This is a genomic window from Herbaspirillum sp. meg3, assembly GCF_002257565.1.
Taxonomy (GTDB): domain Bacteria; phylum Pseudomonadota; class Gammaproteobacteria; order Burkholderiales; family Burkholderiaceae_D; genus Herbaspirillum.
Genome location: NZ_CP022736.1, coordinates 2,349,366 through 2,367,285 on the forward strand (window position 1 = coordinate 2,349,366; position 17,920 = coordinate 2,367,285).

General features: G+C 58.2%; 15 protein-coding genes. 7 read left to right on the forward strand and 8 right to left on the reverse strand.

What is annotated here, in order from left to right; genetic code table 11:
* Positions 1-27: 27 nt before the first annotated feature.
* Both hmeg3_RS10670 and hmeg3_RS10675 read left to right on the forward strand, forming a co-directional pair.
* A complete protein-coding gene (locus tag hmeg3_RS10670) occupies positions 28-555 on the forward strand; it encodes a hypothetical protein (RefSeq protein WP_232511951.1) in 528 nt (175 codons plus the stop codon).
* A gap of 197 nt (positions 556-752) precedes the next feature.
* Positions 753-2,531 carry a phospholipase D-like domain-containing protein gene (locus hmeg3_RS10675; protein ID WP_094563700.1) on the forward strand — a complete coding sequence of 593 codons (1,779 nt, stop codon included), beginning with the start codon at positions 753-755 and terminating at the stop codon, positions 2,529-2,531.
* 63 nt (positions 2,532-2,594) lie between these two features.
* On the opposite strand, the gene hmeg3_RS10680 is transcribed toward hmeg3_RS10675, so the two are convergent.
* From hmeg3_RS10680 to hmeg3_RS10695, 4 genes are all read right to left on the reverse strand, one after another.
* Entirely contained in the window at positions 2,595-3,911 is a 1,317-nt protein-coding gene (locus tag hmeg3_RS10680) for an MFS transporter (protein ID WP_094563701.1), read from the reverse strand.
* Between the two features lie 217 nt (positions 3,912-4,128).
* Positions 4,129-4,887 (reverse strand): SDR family oxidoreductase, encoded by a 759-nt coding sequence (locus tag hmeg3_RS10685; protein ID WP_094563702.1) that lies wholly within the window; start codon positions 4,885-4,887, stop codon positions 4,129-4,131.
* A gap of 30 nt (positions 4,888-4,917) precedes the next feature.
* Entirely contained in the window at positions 4,918-6,351 is a 1,434-nt protein-coding gene (locus tag hmeg3_RS10690; RefSeq protein ID WP_094563703.1) for an aldehyde dehydrogenase family protein, read from the reverse strand.
* A gap of 19 nt (positions 6,352-6,370) precedes the next feature.
* Positions 6,371-7,177, reverse strand: a complete 807-nt coding sequence (locus hmeg3_RS10695) for an SDR family oxidoreductase (RefSeq protein WP_094563704.1) — start codon at positions 7,175-7,177, stop codon at positions 6,371-6,373.
* Positions 7,178-7,467: 290 nt separating this feature from the next.
* On the opposite strand from hmeg3_RS10695, the gene hmeg3_RS10700 reads away from it, so the two are divergent.
* Together hmeg3_RS10700 and hmeg3_RS10705 are read left to right on the forward strand one after the other, a co-directional pair.
* A complete protein-coding gene (locus tag hmeg3_RS10700; RefSeq protein ID WP_232511952.1) occupies positions 7,468-8,301 on the forward strand; it encodes a FadR/GntR family transcriptional regulator in 834 nt (277 codons plus the stop codon).
* A 50-nt stretch (positions 8,302-8,351) separates the two neighbouring features.
* Positions 8,352-9,314: a LysR substrate-binding domain-containing protein gene (locus hmeg3_RS10705; RefSeq protein ID WP_094563705.1), complete on the forward strand. Its 963-nt coding sequence runs from the start codon at positions 8,352-8,354 to the stop codon at positions 9,312-9,314.
* Positions 9,315-9,447: 133 nt separating this feature from the next.
* Here hmeg3_RS10705 and hmeg3_RS10710 read toward each other — a convergent pair whose 3' ends face one another.
* From hmeg3_RS10710 to hmeg3_RS10725, 4 genes are all read right to left on the reverse strand, one after another.
* The gene (locus hmeg3_RS10710) at positions 9,448-10,620 is read right to left on the reverse strand and encodes a TIGR03364 family FAD-dependent oxidoreductase (protein WP_094563706.1); all 1,173 of its coding nucleotides are present in this window, start codon (positions 10,618-10,620) and stop codon (positions 9,448-9,450) included.
* Positions 10,621-10,810: 190 nt separating this feature from the next.
* A complete protein-coding gene (locus hmeg3_RS10715) occupies positions 10,811-11,833 on the reverse strand; it encodes a putative 2-aminoethylphosphonate ABC transporter substrate-binding protein (protein WP_094563707.1) in 1,023 nt (340 codons plus the stop codon).
* A 43-nt stretch (positions 11,834-11,876) separates the two neighbouring features.
* A complete protein-coding gene (locus tag hmeg3_RS10720) occupies positions 11,877-13,631 on the reverse strand; it encodes a putative 2-aminoethylphosphonate ABC transporter permease subunit (RefSeq protein WP_094563708.1) in 1,755 nt (584 codons plus the stop codon).
* Positions 13,632-13,636: 5 nt separating this feature from the next.
* Entirely contained in the window at positions 13,637-14,770 is a 1,134-nt protein-coding gene (locus tag hmeg3_RS10725) for a putative 2-aminoethylphosphonate ABC transporter ATP-binding protein (protein ID WP_094563709.1), read from the reverse strand.
* A 291-nt stretch (positions 14,771-15,061) separates the two neighbouring features.
* On the opposite strand from hmeg3_RS10725, the gene hmeg3_RS10730 reads away from it, so the two are divergent.
* From hmeg3_RS10730 to blaOXA, 3 genes are all read left to right on the forward strand, one after another.
* Positions 15,062-15,571 carry an energy transducer TonB gene (locus tag hmeg3_RS10730; RefSeq protein ID WP_232511953.1) on the forward strand — a complete coding sequence of 170 codons (510 nt, stop codon included), beginning with the start codon at positions 15,062-15,064 and terminating at the stop codon, positions 15,569-15,571.
* Positions 15,572-15,783: 212 nt separating this feature from the next.
* Entirely contained in the window at positions 15,784-16,905 is a 1,122-nt protein-coding gene (locus hmeg3_RS10735; protein WP_094563710.1) for a sterol desaturase family protein, read from the forward strand.
* A 176-nt stretch (positions 16,906-17,081) separates the two neighbouring features.
* Positions 17,082-17,918: a class D beta-lactamase gene (blaOXA, locus tag hmeg3_RS10740; RefSeq protein WP_094563711.1), complete on the forward strand. Its 837-nt coding sequence runs from the start codon at positions 17,082-17,084 to the stop codon at positions 17,916-17,918.
* Positions 17,919-17,920 lie beyond the last annotated feature (2 nt).

The window sequence follows — 17,920 nt, forward strand, 5'->3', positions numbered from 1 at the left end:
CAACTTCGCCGGTTAAGCATAGTAAGCATGGCAGTCGCGTTGGCGGCGATCTGCATGGTGACCAATGCCCTCGCTGCAGATGCCGTAGCGCCGGCTGCAGCGTCTGCTTTGCCGGCCTATGCGCCGGTCAAGGCGCAAGTCTGCTCCGACTGCAAGATCAACGTCCCGGCCGGGATGATTCCTCAGCGTGGCGTGGTTCTCTCCAATGGCAGTTTTGCCACGCCGGTCGGCTATTGGGAAATGGTCGACATCGATCAGCGCAAGATGACCCGCTTCATCACTCAGCTCAATGCCTCGACACACAAACTGGATGTGGTGCAAAGCCGCACAGTGCCCTTGAGCGATGGCGATGTCGCTGCGGTGATTGAACTGGCGAACGCGGTGTGGCGTTTTCCGCAGAAACTGCCTGCAGAGCAGGCAACCGATGTTGTCTGGGGTGTGGATTTGTTCGATGGTGCCGTCGCCAGAAAGGAATTCGGCGTTGGGCAAGTACAAGGAGACGGCGCCAATCTGAAGGCGGCGCTGGCGCAGATCTGGCAGCGTCTGGCGCGTTAAATCATTTTGCTGTGTGCTTTGCCGGCAGTCGAAATCTGACCGGCTTTTTCGCTTAATACACTTCCCCCTTGAACAGGGCAATCTTCTTCTCGTCATTGTCCGGTCATATGGTGGCGCTACTTTGCTATGCAGGAAGTTCTGCAGGGCAGCGCGTCGCAGGTTTCTGATCATCGGATGGCCTCGGATAGGAGATGTGCATGCAAAATGCCGTAGCGTTCGCCGACAACGACGTTGTCGTGATTGCATGGAGTTATGGCCGCAAGCTGCCCGGGTGCATGGGCTTCGCGGTGTATCGTATCGACGCCAAAGGCAAGGAGACGGCGCTGCCTTCGATGGCCGTGTTTCCCGGTACGAAACGCCAGCCTGCGCAGACCACCGCACAGTTTCCGATTCAAAAGTTCTATTGGAAAGATCCCTACGCCCGTCTGATCGCCGGCAAAGAAAGTCGTACCTTCCGCTACAAGATCGTGCCGCTGGAGGGCAAGCCGGGAAGCCTGATGCCGATGCGCGTCGGCTTTGCCATCTCCAATGAAGTCACGCTGAGTCCGCAGGTCGCACCGGATTTGCAGGCTTACTTCAATCGCGGCCTGATTTCGACACAACGCGTCTCACGTGCCATGGATGGCCATCCTGACAAGGAAAGTCTGCTGAGCATGGTGGCGCAGCCCGGCAACGCCATGCGCAAGAGCCTGGCGGGCGACATGATCGCCGCCTTGCTGGACTTTGTGGCGCGCGCTGGCAACGGCAAGGGTGGCACACTGTACGCAGCCTTGTACGAACTGGGCGACGACGAGCTGATCAGCGCACTGGAGAAAGCCGGCAAAAAACTGCACCTGATCCTTTCGAATCCCAAAGCCAGCGACCAGCAAAGCGCCAGCGGCATCACCGACGGCAACGACGCCTCGCGCAAGCGCCTGCGCAAGACGGCTGGCACTCTGATCGATCGCATGGTGGCGTCCAACCACATCGCGCATAACAAGTTTCTGGTCTATGTGGATGCCAAGGGCAAGCCGAAGGCCGTCTTGTTCGGCTCGACCAACTGGACGTCGACCGGCCTGTGCACGCAGACCAACAACACCATCGTCGCCGACGACACCGTGTTGGCAAAACGCTATCTCGACTACTGGAACCAACTTGCGGCCGATACCGAAGCCGCAGGGGACAACGCCAAGGCCTTGCAGGGAGCGAAGCTGCGCGCCTGGGACGCCAAGCCGAAAGTGATCATGCAAGCCGACAGTTCTACCGTGACCAGCTGGTTTTCTCCGAATACGCCCAAAGCGCGTGGACGTTCACGAACCAACGAAGCGCGTCCGCCCGATATGGAAGAGCTTGCCACACTGATTGCCGGCGCCCAGCATGCGGTGCTGTTTCTGGCGTTCTATCCGGGTACGCCCAGCATCGTCAACTGGGTAGCTGAGGCACAGTTGACCAATAAGGATCTCTTCGTGCGCGGTTGCGTTACCAATCCATCCACAGCGGCAGGCTTTCTGTATGAGCTGCAGGGCGTGGAGCAGCCCAAGCGCAAGAAGGGCGATCCGCCGGGGAAGCAGGATCCGCGAGTGATTTCCGCCAAGGCACTGACGTCTGTGGTACCCAGCGGCTGGCAGAAGGAAATCCTCTCAGCCGGTTTCGCCGTTACGCATGACAAGATCGTGGTTATCGATCCGTTTTCCGACAACTGCGTCGTCGCGACCGGTAGCCACAATCTCGGCTACAAGGCGTCTTACGACAACGACGACAATCTTGCCATCTTCAAAGGACAGCAAGCGCTGGCGCAGGCTTATGCGACGCACGTTCTTGATATCTATGACCACTTCTCATGGCGTTGGATGGTGCAGGAAAAAGGACAGAAGGCCGCTGACACCATGCTAAGCGTCAAGCCCGACGAGTGGCAGAGCAAATATTTTGGGGATAAAGGAGAAATTCGTTCGGCGCAGTTGCGGTTCTGGCTGGGAGCCGTGCCGGTTACGCGTTAGGAAGATGTGGATAAACGAAGGTAAATTGCGCCCGGCTGAAGCGCCGGGCGCGAAAGATGACGACTATTTATTGACCAGCTTTGCCGGCACCGCCAGCGTCAGCAGTCCGCCCAGGAGCAGCGAGCCCGCGAGCACATACATGCCCATGTTGGTGCTTTGGGTGGCATCCTTCAACCAGCCGACCAGATACGGGCTGACGAAACCGGCCAGATTGCCCAGCGAGTTGATCAGCGCGATACCGGCAGCCGCAGCCGTACCGCTCAGGAAAGCGGTCGGCAGGCTCCAGAACAGCGGCAACGTGGTCAGAATACCGACCGCAGCCAAGGTCAGCGAGGCCATCGCCAGCAGTGTGTTGTGGTCATACACGGTGCTGAACAGCAGACCCACGCAACCGAGGAAAGCCGGGATTGCAACGTGCCAGCGACGCTCGCGCTGCTGGTCGGCGCTGCGTCCGATCATGATCATCGCAATGGCCGCGATCGCATAAGGAATCGCCGTCAGCAAACCGATGTTGAGCGGATCGCTCACGCCGGTCGTCTTGATGATGGTCGGCAGCCAGAAGCTCACGCCATACAGGCCCATCACGAAGCAGAAATAGATGATCGCGCTCAGCCAGACCTTGCCGTCGGCGAACATCTGGCCCAGCGACACTTCAGTCTTGTCGGCTTGTTCTTGTGCGATTTGGGATTCCAGCAAGCGCTTTTCATCTTCGCTCAGCCAGTCTGCATCGCGAACGCGATCCTTCAGATAAAAGATCACGACCACGCCCAGCACCAGCGAAGGAATCGCTTCCAGGATGAACATCCATTGCCAGCCGGCCAGGCCGTGCACACCTGGGAAGGCATGCATGATCCAACCCGACAGCGGGCCGCCGATCACGCCCGAAATCGCGATACCTGTCATGAACAAGGCTGTGATCTTGCCGCGGCGATGCGACGGATACCAGTAGGTCAGGTACAGAATCACGCCAGGGAAGAAGCCGGCTTCAGCCACACCCAGCAAGAAGCGCATGACGTAGAACATTTCAGGCGTCGTCACGAAAATCATCGCGCCGGAAATGATGCCCCACGTGATCATGATGCGAGCGATCCAGAGGCGTGCTCCGACCTTGTGCAGGATGATGTTGCTGGGGACTTCGAAAATGAAATAGCCGATAAAGAAAATACCGGCGCCGAGACCATAGATTGTTTCGCTGAACTTCAGGTCTTGCAGCATTTGCAGCTTGGCGAACCCGACGTTGACGCGGTCCAGATAGGACGCGACATAGCAGAGAAACAGCAGAGGAAGCAGACGCCATGTGACCTTGGAAAAGGTCGCTTCTTCAAACGATACATTGTTGCCGGGCGACGCGGCAATGCCTTGTGCTGGGGTATACGACATGTCTCACTCCATACGTATTAAAAATGGATCAGTCTTGTTGTTATGAAAATCCAGTCTCTCTGGACTGGATTTATTTAAGTACTGATTACTGTGGTTCTTCTTTTTTTATTGCAGCGTGATTATAGACACAAATTTTGTCGATTTAATGTAAAGCGGCTCGTCACTGACAAAACCCTGACAAGCAGTCTGTCAGCGCGACTAGATCCTCGTCACTGCTTTACACGCAGCGACCGCCATCTACTTCAAGACACGTGCCCGTAATGAACGACGCTTCGTCCGAACCCAGATACAGGCAGGCGTTGGCGATGTCGTCCGGCGTCGAGAAGCGGCCCAGTGGAATCGTCGCGGTAAACTTTTTACGGTTTTCCGGGGTATCCGGCACGCCCATGAACTCCGTCAGCAGGCCGGTTGCAGAAATCACAGGATTGACGCAGTTGACGCGGATGTTGTCCGGGCCGAGCTCTGCCGCCATCGATTTGCTGGTTGTGATAACCGCGCCCTTGCTGCCGTTGTACCAGGTCAGGCCCGGACGCGGACGGATGCCTGCGGTCGATGCGATGTTGATGAAGGCGCCGCCGCCAACCTTGCGGAAGTACGGCACGAAGGTCTTGGCGCTCAGGAAGATGCTCTTGACGTTGATTGCGTAGATGCGCTCGAACTCGTCTTCTCCCACTTCCAGCATCGGGCGGTTGCGGTGCGTGGTGCCGGCGTTGTTGACGACGATATGCAAGCCGCCGAAAGCATCCAGCGCAGCTGCCAGCATGGCTGCCATGTCGGCGCTCTTGGACACGTCTGACTTGATGAAGCGCGCCTGCCCGCCGGCAGCGTTGATCTCATCGGTGACGCGCTTGCCGGACGCTTCATTGATGTCTGCCACCAGAACGCGGGCGCCTTCGCGTGCATAGCTCTTGGCGATGCCTTCACCGAAACCTGAACCTGCACCGGTCACGATGGCTACTTTGTCTTTCAATCGCATGTCTTCTCCTTGTGGTGTTGAATGTTTTTTTTAATCGTGTTTGATGGCAATGGTCTTCAGGACCGTGAAGCCGTATAGCGCCTCGAAACCTTTTTCACGTCCATGACCGCTGGCCTTGACGCCGCCGAAAGGCAACTCCACGCCACCGCCTGCGCCATAGTTGTTGATGAAAACCTGCCCGCTGCGGATCGCGCGCGCCAGACGCATCTGACGCCCGCCGTCGCGTGTCCAGACACTGGCAACCAGGCCGAAATCGGTGCCGTTGGCCAGACGAATGGCATCGGCTTCATCTTCAAACGGCATGGCCGCCAACACGGGGCCAAACACTTCTTCCTGCGCCAGACGATGCTGAAACGGTACGTCGCGCAGCAAGGTCGGCGCCTGATAAAAACCACCGGCAGGCGCACCATCGGCGATGCGTCCTTGCGCGACGACCGGGATCTTGCTGTCGGCCGCTTCGCGCAGGAAGCCGGCCACGCGCTCTTGCTGTGTCTTGCGGATCAGCGGGCCGCAGTCGAGATCCATGGCGGCAGAGCCGACACGCAGTTTGCCGAAGGCGGCGCCGACGCGTTCCAGCACTTGCTCATACGCACTGCGCTGAACCAGCAGGCGACTGCCGGCGGAGCAGGTTTGTCCCGCGTTCTGCACGATGGCGTTGACGATGACCGGCAGCATGGCATCAAAATCGGCATCGGCGAACACCACCTGCGGCGACTTGCCGCCCAGTTCCAGCGTGACCGGCGTGTGATTTTCTGCGGCAGCGCGCACCACGATCTTGCCGACGTTGGGCGAGCCGGTAAACGACACGTGATCGACGTCGCGATGTTTGACCAGCAGGTCACCGGCTTCATGACCGTAGCCGGTGACGATATTGAGCACGCCCTCGGGGAAGCCGACTTCTGCCGCCAGCTCCGCCACGCGCAACAACGACAGGCAGGCATCTTCCGCCGGCTTGACCACACAGGTATTGCCTGCTGCCAGCGCACCGCCCACGCAGCGGCCGAAGATCTGCATCGGATAATTCCACGGCACGATATGGGCGGTGACGCCATGCGGCTCGCGCAGGGTCAGTACGGTGTAACCGGTCTGATATGGGATGGTTTCGCCATGCAGCTTGTCGGCTGCACCGGCATAGAACTCGAAGTAGCGTACGATCGCGGCCGCATCGGCGCGTGCCTGCTTGAAGGGTTTGCCGCAGTCGCGGGCTTCCAGTTGTGCCAGTTCTTCCTGATGCTCCGCCAGTTTTTGCGACAGCTTCATCATCAGGCGGCTGCGGTCAGCGGCGCTGGTGCGGCTCCAGACGTTGTCGTAAGCCTTGCGCGCGGCTTGCACGGCGGCGTCGATGTCTGCGGCATTGCCGCGTGCCAGCGATTCAAACACCTGGCCATCGGACGGATCGGTGACGGGAATGCTTTCGCCGGACGATGGTGCGGTCCAACGGTTGTTGATGAAGTGCTGTTTCATGATTTCGAAGTCCCTTTATCTACATGGCAATCGACATGCCGCCGTCTACGTAGAGAACATGTCCATTGACGTAGGAGGCAGCGTTGGAAGCGAGAAAAACGGCGGCGCCGGCAATTTCAGCGGGCTGCGCCCAGCGACCCAGCGGCGTGCGCGTGGCGAAGTGAGCATTGATTTTGGGATCGGCAATAGCGGCTGCATTGGCTTGCGTCGCCACGCCACCCGGTGCAATCGCGTTGCTGGTGATACCCAGCGGGCCGTATTCGGCGGCAAGGGCGCGCATCATGCCGGTCAGACCTGCCTTGGCGCCGGTGTAGACTGCGTCGCCCGAGCGCGCGATCTGGCCCGCAATCGAAGTGACAGTAATCAGACGGCCGCTTTTGTTGGGCACCATCAGGCGCGCCGCTTCACGCGACAACGTGTAGCCCGCGATCAGGTTGGTTTCCAGCATGGCGTGAATTTCATCGTCGCTGAATTCCAGCAGGGGTTTGCGATTGCGCACGCCGGCGTTGTTGACGAGGATATCGAGGCGGCCGTGTTGGGTGGCGATCTGTGCAAAGGCGGCCTTGACGGCGGCTTTGTCCGTCACGTCGAAGGCGAGGGCGCTGGCGGACAGGCCTTGTGCGGTCAGGTTTTGCACCGTGCTTGCCAGCGTGTCGGCGTTGCGGCCGTTGAGGATCACGTGCGCGCCGCTGCCTGCCAGTGCACGCGCAATTTCCAGTCCGATATCGCGCGCGGCGCCGGTGATGAGGGCGATCTTTCCGCTCAGAGAGAACTGCTGCAGATAGGACTGTGTATTCGGAGTATTCGGATTTTGCGGCTGATTCATGGTTGGCTTCGATAAACAATGGACGGCAAAAGATATCACCGTCGCAGCCATCGGGCCGGACCGTTTGTCTCCTGTCGTTTTTGTTTTTTGGACAATGGTCGGGAAGTCCGCCACCGTCTCGCTTGGCTTTCAATGTATGTTGCTGATTAAAAGATGTCAACTAATATTACTACTTGTGCAGGTGCGACATATTGCAAGAAGGGGCATAAGGCCTGCTTATGGCCGGGCCGGAAATCGGCTACCATGCGCAGTAATTCACGGTAATTACAAAATTCGACAGGAGACGCGCCATGCCGAAATCGCCAGGCAATCAGCAAGAAGCTAATCCAGACGCAAAAGTTGTCAGCATCCGGACTTCAGCACTGCCACGCACTGCCCAATTGTCCACCGATGCCTTGGCGCTTGCCGCCGCCGGGTTGGGACCGGTACGCCAGGAGCGTTTCGCTGAGCGTGTCTACGAAAATCTCTTCCACGCCATCGTTGAAGGCAAGATCGGCGTCGGCAGCCGCCTGCCTTCCGAGAATGATCTGGCGACCCTGTTCGACGTATCGCGACCCATCGTGCGCCAGGCGCTGGATCGTCTGCGCGAAGATCAATTGGTGGAATCGCGGCGCGGCTCCGGCACCTACGTCATGGACAAGCCCGAGCTGGCCGGCAAGCCCGCCAACGCGGAGCCGTCCGAACGCATCGGCCACATCATGAACGGTCTTGAGTTGCGCATGGTGATCGAGCCGGAGTGCGCCTACATGGCGGCCTTGCGCCGCAGCACGGCCGACCTGACGCGCATGGACGAGCTGCTGACGGGGTTTGAAGAAGCCAATGCCGTTGGCGGCATTGCCCACCATTTCGATTTTGCCTTCCACGAAGCAATCGCCACAGCCACTGCCAATCTGCGCTTCGTGCAAGTGCTCAAGACCTTGGAGTACGACGTCAGCCATGCCGTCAATATGCTGCGCCACCTGATGCACATCCAGCCCTGGAAGCGCACCCAGGATGCCATGGACGAGCACCGGAATATCTTTGAGCTGATCAAGCGGCAAGACGCCGAGGGCGCGCGTCGCGCCATGCGCGGGCATATCGAGAATGCGCGTAGCCGCATGTTCAACAGTCGGCCAGGCTTGTAAATACTTTCCTGTAAATATAAATAACAACTTAAGACTGCGAAACAAGCTACATGGAACTGCGTCAACTCAGATATTTCGTCGCCATCGTTGATCACGGATCGCTCTCCCGCGCAGCACGTGTGCTCCATATTGCGCAGCCGGCCCTGACGCAGCAGATCCGTCAGCTGGAAGAAGAGCTGGAAGCGCAGTTGCTGCATCGTTCCGCGCAAGGCGTGATCGCCACCGATGCAGGTAAAACCTTTTACGAACACGCGCAAGCCATCCTGAAGCAAGTCACCGACGCCAAGTCGGCGGTTGCACAATCCAACGACAAGCCTTCAGGCACGGTGGCGCTGGGCATTCCACAAAGCGTCTCCGGCGCCCTGGCCTTGCCGTTGCTCACTGCAATTCGCGCCACCTATCCGGAAATCACCTTGTTGCTCACCGAAGAACTGACCGGCAACCTGATCGTCCAGCTCAAATCGGGGCGGATCAACCTGGCGGTGCTGTTCGACGATGGTCAACTGTCTCCGTTTGCCTGCACGCCGATGGTGGAAGAAGAAATGATGTACATCACCCGCGCCGATTCGCAATACGGCCTGAAAGAAGGACGGGAAGGAAAGGGAAAGAGCAAATCAGTCACGCTGGCCAAGGCTATCAAGGCGCCGTTGATCCTGCCCGGATTGCAGCACGGCGTGAGGCCGCGTATCGAAAATGTGGTCCGCGCACATGGCATGTCATTGGACAACGTGATCGAGATCAATTCGGTGGCGATTCTGAAGTCGGCAATTCTGGCCGACATCGGTGCGACCATTCTTCCGGTAGCGCCTTTGCTGTCCGAGATCGAACGCGGCGACATGATCGCGTATCCGATCAGCGGCGAACGCATGGCGCGTACGCTGGCCTTGTGTGCGTCGAAGAATATTCCGCTGACGAATGCCGCGGCGGCGGTAGAGCGGCTGGTACTGGATGTGACGGATGATTTATGCCGCAAGGGCAAGTGGCTGCATGCAGAGGCGTTGGCGCGGGAGTAAATTCAGCGCTCAGCATGCCAATTCAATTGCCGTCGTCCTGACGGAAGTCAGGACCCAGCGTCGTAGTCGTTTCAAGCGTCTTCACGACACTGGGTCCCAGCGTTCGCTGGGACGACGGCATTGTTGGCGGGCCTTAGTTCTTGTCGATGGCAGGATCCGGCAATGCCGTGCCGCCGACCAATGCATTGACAACCCGCTCGCCCAAGCCCAAGCCCACGCTCATGCCGATACCGGTATGCATCAACACTACGGTGGTCTTGTCGTCGATCTTTGTTGCGGAGAACGGCCCTGGTCCCTTGCTGCCATACACGCCCTGCCAGCGTTCCAGCACGGTCAGTTTGACGCCCAGCGTATCTTCCGCCAGACCGATCAGCAGACTATCAATTTCTTCGTTGTTGAACGGTGGCGCATCGGCGCCGTAGTAGTGCGAATCGCCGATGATCATTTCCTGATACGGCGTCGGGCTGACCAGCAGGTGAATACCGTGGCGGTTCAGCACCGGATACTTCGCTTCGATTTCTGCATTCACGCCCGCCGCGCTCGGCAAATCGGAGAACGCGCCGTAATGCGTACACGACAAACCGGTCAACACCGCATGTGTCAGCGGAAAACGTTCTTGCGGTGCCGCGCGCAGCATTTGCAGGCGGCATACCTTGAGATTCATCTCACCGAGTTTGTCGGAAAACAGCGTCTGGTAATCATGGCCGGAACACACGATGGTGCGCTCGGCGCTAAATTCACCCATGGTCGTCGACAGATGGCCGTCACGGGCTTCCCTGACCAGCGTATTGAAATGGAAGTGCACCCCTTGAGATTGCAGATAGCAGACCAGCGCCGGTATCGCTTCGCGCGAATACAGTTGCAAATCCTGCGTGCCGTGCAGGGCAGAGCGATGATGGCGGAAACGGCCGCCATACAGTGTTTCGAGTTGCGATCCCTCCAGCAGCGAGACGTCGTAGCCGTGCTGGCGTGCACGCACGATCATGAATTCTTCCAGCACTGCATGTTCGGCTGCGGTGCGCGCGAACAGCAAGGTGCCGGCTTCACGCGCGCTGAAGTTGGCGCGTTGCGCCAGATGCAGCCATAGCTCGCGGCTTTGCTTGGCCAGACCGAGCATGATGCCGGGCGGCTGGCCGGTGACCAGGCCCATGCCGAAGTTACGGATTGATGCGCCGATCGGCGTCGAGCTGCGTTCAAAGACGACCACGCGCAGGCCGCGTTTTACTGCTGCGAAGGCATGCGCCAATCCGAGCATGCCCGCGCCGACGATGGCGACGTCAATATGACCCTTGTTGGTGTTGCCCATCTTGTTTCCTCAATACGCTTGCTGTGATGTGTCTGGTGTTCGGTGTCCGGTGTCCGGTTTGCTTTCATGAACGATCTCATGCATAGGCGCGCAGAAGATCGTTCATGGAAACAGAGGGGAGATGAAGCGGACGAGTGCGCCGTCCTGCTCCATCTCTTTTGAGTGAACTGCTACAAGTTAATGTAGCTGATTATTTCTTTTCCGCCTTGCTTTCGTAGCGCTTGCTCCACTCGGTCAGGATACGATCGCGGTTGGTGCTGGTCCAGACGAAGTCGTTCTTGGTCAGTCGCTTTTCGTAGTCGGCCGGCAGCAGCGGATCAGGCTTGGCGATGCCAGGAACAGCCAGAACGGCGAAGTTCTTTTCGTATTGCATCATGGCGTCCTTGCTGGCGGAGAAATCAGCCAGGCGCTTGGCGGCGTCCAGGTTCTTGGTGCCCTTGACGATGGCAGTCGCTTCCAGATCCCAGCCCAGGCCTTCCGATGGCAGGATGATGTCGATCGGTGCGCCTTCTTTCTTGGTCTTCACTGCGCGGTATTCAAATGCGATGCCGATCGGGAATTCGCCGGTAGCAGCTTGTTTGCATGGCTTGGAACCGGAGTGAGTGTACTGGCCGATGTTCTTATGCAGCGCGTCCATGTACGCCCATGCCTTGTCTTCGCCCATCATCTGGATCCATGCCGTGACGTCCAGATAGCCGGTGCCGGAAGAGGCTGGATGCGGCATGACGATCTTGCCTGCGTAGATCGGCTTGGTCAGGTCAGCCCACGACGTTGGCTTCGGCAGACCTTGCTTTTGCGCTTCGACAGTGTTGAAGCAGATTGCCGAACCCCAGACGTCCATGCCGACCCATGCTGGCGGGTTGGCAGGGCTGCGGTACTTGGCTTCGATGTTCGACAGATTCTTCGGCGCGTACGGTGTCAGCATGCCTTCCTTGTCGAGGATCGCCAGGCTGGAAGCCGCCAGACCCCAGATCACGTCTGCCTTCGGATTGGCCTTTTCAGCCAGCAGCTTGGCAGTAACGATACCGGTCGAATCGCGCACCCATTTGATTTCAATGTCCGGATTGCTCTTTTCGAACTCAGCTTGGTAAGCCTTGATCTGATCGGCTTCCAGCGCCGTGTAGACAGTCAGTGTGGTCGCTGCATGCGCGGACAACAGAGCGCCTGCACCCAGAACGGAAGCAAGCAGTTTAAGAATGTTTGTAGATTTCATGGTTGCTTTCTTGTGGTTGAAAAGTAATACGACGAACGACAAATCAATGTTTTTTGCCCGCAGTGCGCCAGGCCTGTGCGCGGCGCACCCAGTAACCGAGACCCCAGTGCATCAGCAGGGAAACGGCGATCGAGGTCAGCAGAATCAATGTGGACATGGCAGCAGCAGGGCCGACATCGCCGGCGTCATCCATGTTCAGCACGGCAATCGCCGCCAGCACGGTGTTCGGGCTATAGAGAAAGATCACGGCCGACACCGTCGTCATCGACGACACGAACAGGTAGCGGAAAATCTCAAGCACGGCCGGCAGGCACAGCGGCACCGTAATGCGCAAATAAGTGCGCAGCAGCGGCACCTTGAGCGAGGCCGAAGCGGCTTCAAACTCGGGATCGATCTGTTTCAACGCGGTGACGGCGGTCAGATGCGCGGTGGTGTAGAAGTGCATCACCGAGCACAGCACCAGGATCGTCATGCTGCCGTAGAGGAAATTCAACGGATTGGCCGGATGATTGAAGAAGAACACGAAGCCCAGTCCCAACACCAGCCCCGGCACCGCCATCGGCATGAAGGCCAGGAAGCGCAGCGAGGTATCCAGTACGCGGTTCGAACGCGTCTTCTCCATCAGCCAGGCGCCGGTGAAGATAATCGTCGTACCGACAATGCTGGTGCCGATGGCCAGGCGCAGACTGTTCCAATAGGCCAGCCAGCCACCGCCGTCCATGTTGTCGAAGTCGTAGTGCATCAGCGTCAGCTTGAGGTTGTACGGCCACAATTTCACCAGCGAGGCGCCGATGGCAACGGCGATCATCAGCAGCAGCGCGCCGCTGATCGTCATCAGGATCAGGGTATAGACGCTATCGCGGCGCCATTGACGACGCGGCACCAAAACTTCTGCACGGCTGCTCATTTGTGCGCGTTGGCGCTTTTGCAGCCAGCCGTCAATGAAAAAAGTCAGCAACGCGGGAATCAGCAGCAGTAAGCCGATCAACGCGCCGCGGTCGAACTGCTGCTGACCGACCACCGCTTTATAGGCTTCCACCGCCAGCACGCTGAACGCGCCACCGACGATCTTCGGTACGCCGAAGTCGGTGATGGTCAGCGTGAAGACCAGGCAGAACGCGCCGAAGATGCCGTAGCGTGTCGCCGGCAAGGTCACGGTGCGGAAAGTCTTCCAGCTGTTGGCCCCCATCGCCGAGGCGGCGTCATACAGACGCGCATCGGCAAGCGACAGCGCCGACAGCAGAATCATCAGGGCATGCGGGAAGGTATAGAAGGCTTCGCCCAGCAAGATGCCCCAGAAACCGTAGATGCTTCCGTTCATCCATTCCTTGAACAGCCCCTGATTGCCGAACAGGTAAATCAGCGCAATACCGGGCAGCAGCGAAGGCGCCAGTAATGGCAGCAGGGCGATCGCACGCCACAGACCTTTGAGCGGCGCCAGCGTGCGCTGCAGGCCGTAAGCAAACAGATAGGCCAGTGGCACGACCACCAATGCCGTTGCCGCAGACACGCCGACGCTGCGCGCCACCATCGGGAAGAAGTTGGGATTGGCGACCAGTTTGCGCCACGGAGCCATACCCGCCCAGACGCCGCCCTGATCGAACAGGGCTTGTCCCAGTACGGCCACCAGCGGCATCGCCAGGGCAAGCAGCAATAGCAGCAATAAAAAATACTTGAGACTGCCCGACACCATTGCATCGAGATTGAGCGCCTTCAGCGGCTTTGTATCGTTGCTGGACGCGTGCGTCGTTGCCATGGCGGATTCAGGCAGCACTGTTGTTTGAATGGAGGCGGTCATGCTGTTCAGGCAAACAAATGCAGGGCGCGTTGCGGCAGAGCGATCCACATTCTCTCTGCGGCGACATCCGGCAAGCGGGAACGTACATCGTCGGCAACATCCGCCATGAGGCGTTGGCCGGGCAGTTCGTCCAGTTCCAGCATCATGCGATAGCGATTGCCGAGATAGATCTGATCGACCACGCGCGCCGAAAAGCGGTTTGACGCGTCGGCAGCCGGTTGCACGTCGATGGCTTCCGGACGGCAGAACAGGCGGCCGGCCTCATTGCCCGCCGCCGTATGCATGGCGCCTTGGCGAGATGCTTCGTCAATATTCAATGTCAATGCGCCGACGCTGACTTGATGCGCCGACAGCCGCTGGAAAGGCAGCCAGTTGGCCTGGCCGATGAAGTCGGCAACGAAGGGCGTAGCCGGATGGCGGTAGATGCGATCCGGTGTGTCAAATTGTTCGATGCGGCCGTGGTGCATGATGGCGATGCGGTCCGACATGACCATCGCTTCTTCCTGATCATGGGTAACCATCAGCGTGGTGATGTTGAACTGTTTTTGCAGACGGCGGATTTCCAGTTGCAGGTGTTCGCGCACTTGTGCGTCCAGCGCCGACAAGGGTTCGTCGAGCAGCAGCAGCGACGGCGAGGGCGCCAGTGCGCGCGCCAGCGCAACGCGTTGCTGTTGGCCGCCGGAGAGCTGGCCGGGGAATTTCTTTTCGCTGCCGGACAGGCCGATCATGTCCAGCATCTCCGCTACGCGCTGCTGCATCTGGGCCCGATTCATGCGGCGGCTGTTGAGGCCGTAGGCGACGTTTTGCGCGACCGTCAGATTGGGGAACAGCGCATACGATTGAAACAGAATCCCGTAGTCACGCGACTGCGGTGGCAGGTGGGAAATATCCAGGCCATGTGCGTGAATGCTGCCGCTGTCCTGTTTTTCCAGACCGGCGATGGTGCGCAGCAGGGTGGTTTTGCCGCAGCCGGACGGGCCAAGCAGACAGACCATTTCACCTTGCTTGACGTCGAGCGATACATGGTCCAGCGCGGTGAACGCGCCGAAGCGTTTTTGTATCGTACGGATCGACAGGAACACATCGGTGGAAGAGCCAGCAACGGAAATGTCGGCAGGGTGAGATAACGAAGTAGGCATCACATTCTTTCGTTGAGACTATGCCGGGTTCGGCCAGAAAGTGAGCGGATATTACGTAGCTAATATGACAGCTGGATGACACTTGTGATGTTATATATGGAGTGGATTCCTCCTATAGCATCAGGTTATGGATGAGGTCATTTTGCCAAGTACGGAGATATTTTTCGCCGGCAATATTGCACCGCAAACTGCAGGCAAGGGTCTCTTGTAAAAACGTTGGAACGAATTGCGTGTCCGGTATGGTCTAATGATCACCAGATTTTGCTTTTACCTATTTAATAGGCGGCGCATTTGAACAGAATAAACAAAACCGGAATCAGGATTGCAACGGTACTCGGTGCCGGGCTGGTTGCTGCCTGCACAGTGCAAAAGCCCGACACGCAAGCCAATCGCGACGCCACCGCGAAGGAAATCATCGAGCAGGTCAAGACAACGCCCGACGGTACCTCCACCGCCAACTCGCTGGACGATTACAAGGCCGATCTGGCCAGACGTATCTCGCAGGTCAACTCCACCAAGGTGCATATCGAAAGGCCGCAAGCTTTGCTGCGCTCGGTGATCGTCATCAAATATGTCGTCGACAAGGACGGCAACCTGGTGCGCAGCGAAGTCGTACGCACCAACAAGGACAAGGTCACGGAATCCACGGCACTGACCACCTTGCGCAATACCGCGCCTTTCCCCAAACCACCGATCGCCTTGCTGAGCAACGGTCGCATCGAGTTGTCCGAGACCTGGCTGTTCAATAACGACGGCCGCTTCCAGTTGCGCACTATCGCGCAGCCGCAAAAGAATGAATAAGTCTGATTTTCCTGCCTTGCCTACGATCTCCAGTATTGCCCGGTGGATCGTATTCCTCCTGAATACGTTGCTCACTTCCCACAGTTACTAAAAGTAGTTAGTGCTTTTTTGTTGCGCGCTGCAACATATTTCAATACCGGGTATCCTATTGCCGTCGCTCTGCGCCTGTTTTTGCGCGCATTATTGCCTTGCGGCACTTGCAGATACCCCTCATGGAAAAGATTATTGTCTACGTTATCCCGCTGTTTTTTGTACTCATCGGGGTGGAGTTCGTCTATGGCTATATACGCCGGCGCAATACCTATCGCCTCAACGACGCCATCAGCAGCCTGAGCCAGGGGCTGATCAGCCAGTTGGTGGCACTGGTAACCCAGTTGTTCCAGATCGGCATGTATTCGATCGTGTACCGTTTCGTCGCGATTTTTCCGCATGTGCGCTTCTGGCAGACTGCGCTCGGCTGGGTTGTCGCCGTGGTGCTGTTTGATTTCTTCGATTACTGGCTGCATCGCATGGGCCACGAAAGCGCCGTGATGTGGGCCGCACATTCGGTTCATCACCAAAGCCAGGACTTCAATCTGTCCACCGCCTTGCGCCAGGAGAGCACCGTGGTCTTTATCGGCTGGCTGTTCTATCTGCCGATGGCAGTGCTGGGCGTATCGCCGGAACAGTTCGGCATTGCCGGCCTGATCGTGCTGATCTATCAGTTCTGGATTCACACCGAACACGTCGGCAAGCTGGGCTGGTTCGACCGCATCTTTTCTTCGCCCTCGAATCACCGCGTCCATCACGCCGTCAACGATCAGTACCTGGACAAGAACTACGGCGGCATGCTGGTGATCTGGGATCGCATGTTCGGCACCTTCGCCGAAGAAAAAGAAAAATGCGTCTACGGCACCCGCACTCCGCTGCAAAGCTGGGATCCGATCTGGGCCGTGGTTGGCGGCTACTGGCAACTGGCGAAGACTGCCGCGACGCTGCCGCATTGGCAAGACAAGCTGCGTGTCTGGTTTAAAGCGCCGGGCTGGTTGCCCGATTATGCGCAGGCGAGCGGTCCGGCATTCGATCTGGAGCAGGCTGCGCGCCGTTACGATCCGCCGTTGCCGCTCAAGGCCAACATCTTCGCCGGTCTGCAGTTTTTGTTGCTGCTGGTGGCAACTGCCATCCTGTTGTGGGTTGCCGATGATGTTTCTTATCTGCGCCTGCTGGCGGTCTGTACTACATTCCTCATCGCGTTCTGGGCGCTTGGTCTCTTCCTCGAGAAACGCCTGTCCGGTCTTGCCGTGATCGCCATCGACGTCATTGCAGGCGCCGTCGCTTTTTACGTGCTTTGGTAATTCCTCCAGCATAGTGAGCGAACGCCTCTGACCCAAGAAATGCTGAGGTCAGGTCTCACGAAAGCTGGTTTGTTCTTGCTGTGCGGAATCAGTACACTGGCAGCCGCTCGACATGGCATGCACCTCTGAAGGGGGGCGGCCCATGTCTGGCTCAGAACATCCGCCAAAGGAAAATCATGTTTTACGTGATCGCAGCCGTCTTCGCCGTCGGCGCATCGCTTTTTGTCGCCGAGACGGAAGCCAAAACCATCTGCACCATCGTCGCCGACGCGTCGCACATCAGCGATGCCGGCATCACCGCCCCCATTCTCCAGCAAGGCAATTGCACCGAGCGTTTCACGCCGGCGTCCACGTTCAAAGTCGCGCTCAGCCTGATGGGCTTTGATGCGGGTTTCCTCAAAGATGAGCACGGGCCGACGATCCCGTTTCGCGAAGGCTATACCTACTGGGGCAATCCGGCCTGGCGTCAGCCGACCGATCCGGCGGCATGGATGAAGTATTCGGTGGTCTGGTATTCACAGCAGATCACACACGCTATCGGCGCTGCCGGCTTGCAAAAATACGTGGATGCTTTCCACTACGGCAATCGCGATCTTTCCGGCGATGCAGGCAAGAACAATGCTCTGGATCGCGCCTGGATCAGCTCATCGCTGAAGATCTCGCCCCAGGAGCAGGCGCAATTCCTGGCGAAGATCGTCAACCGGAAACTGCCGGTGGATGCGCATGCCATCGACATGACCGCCAGCATCATGAAACTCGGCATGCTGCCCGAGGGATCGGACGATGGCTGGCAAATTTACGGCAAGACCGGCGCAGCTGCGCCACAGCATGCGGACGGCAGCTATGACAAGGCACATTTTTATGGCTGGTTCGTCGGCTGGGCGACCAAGGGCAATCGCACTCGTGTGTTCGTGCGCCTGATCCAGGAAGAGAAAGAAGAAAAAATCAGCGCCGGCATCCACAACAGAGATGCCTTCCTTAAAGAGCTGCCGGCGCTGCTGGACAAGAACTAAAC